At 33.6% G+C, this 985-nt stretch carries 2 protein-coding genes; both read left to right on the top strand.

Going from position 1 to position 985, the window contains the following annotated elements; all coding sequences use genetic code 11:
- Positions 1 to 200 precede the first annotated feature (200 nt).
- Entirely contained in the window at positions 201 to 551 is a 351-nt protein-coding gene (locus HMPREF2578_RS07915) for an SAUGI family uracil-DNA glycosylase inhibitor (RefSeq protein WP_070508371.1), read from the top strand.
- A gap of 86 nt (positions 552 to 637) precedes the next feature.
- Positions 638 to 949: a DUF960 family protein gene (locus tag HMPREF2578_RS07910; protein ID WP_001024803.1), complete on the top strand. Its 312-nt coding sequence runs from the start codon at positions 638 to 640 to the stop codon at positions 947 to 949.
- The last annotated feature ends 36 nt before the right edge of the window (positions 950 to 985 follow it).

Raw genomic sequence — 985 nt, 5'->3', positions numbered from 1 at the left:
CTTATAAATAATGAGTTGATTGTTCGTCAAAACAGGCGGAATTTCGGGATTTCCTTGTCATACCAAGGTTTGAAGCGGTTTTTCATATGGAATTTTCTCTTATTCCCACCGGGATTCGTAATAAATGACAAATCAAATATATATTATCTCAATGATGTATATGAACTACATCACTATTACACTATCTAGGAGGCAATAATATGAAAACCATCACTCAAGAACTCAAACAATATATGACCCACTTATTCCAACTATCTAATAACGAAGCTTGGGAATGTGAAGCGCTGGAGGAAACAGCAGAAAATATTCTACCGGAACGTTTTATTAATGATTCTCCACTGGTACAACTCACACTCGAGACTTATACCTACTATAATGATGAGCTACATGAGCTAAGTATCTATCCATTTCTAATGTATGCCAATAACCAACTCATCAGTATTGGTTATCTGGATCATTTTGATATGGACTTTCTGTACCTTACAGATACTCAAAATATCATTATTGATGAACGTCATTTACTAAAACAAGGAGGTCAGGACCATGAATAATTGGATCAAAGTGGCACAAATATCTGTTACAGTCATTAACGAAGTGATTGACATCATGAAAGAAAAGCAAAATGGAGGAAAATAGTATGAACATCAATCGATATATCACAAGAGGCATTAGTGAACACCTATCTCTAGATCTTCAAATCTTACTTTGGAACATGGTAAAAGAAAGAGATAATCAACCTGATACAGATTACCTACACATTTTTAGACTGAAAGAAGATGAGAATATACTTTCAATCATACATGAGCAAGAACAACCCACGTACAAATTGGAATATCACTATACAAACTATATAAAAAATCAAAATGCATTACCTAAGAAAGTCTACGTCATCCGAGAAGATGATGTAGATGTTTTTTATTATGTGATGCTTTTACCAGAAGAATACTAAAAGGAGTGACGATGATGAATACAATCAAAAGTACGA

Source organism: Staphylococcus sp. HMSC072H03, from assembly GCF_001809305.1.
Lineage (GTDB): Bacteria > Bacillota > Bacilli > Staphylococcales > Staphylococcaceae > Staphylococcus > Staphylococcus hominis.
Note: the sequence above shows the minus strand (reverse complement) of the source record. Positions and strands in the feature narration are given on the sequence as shown.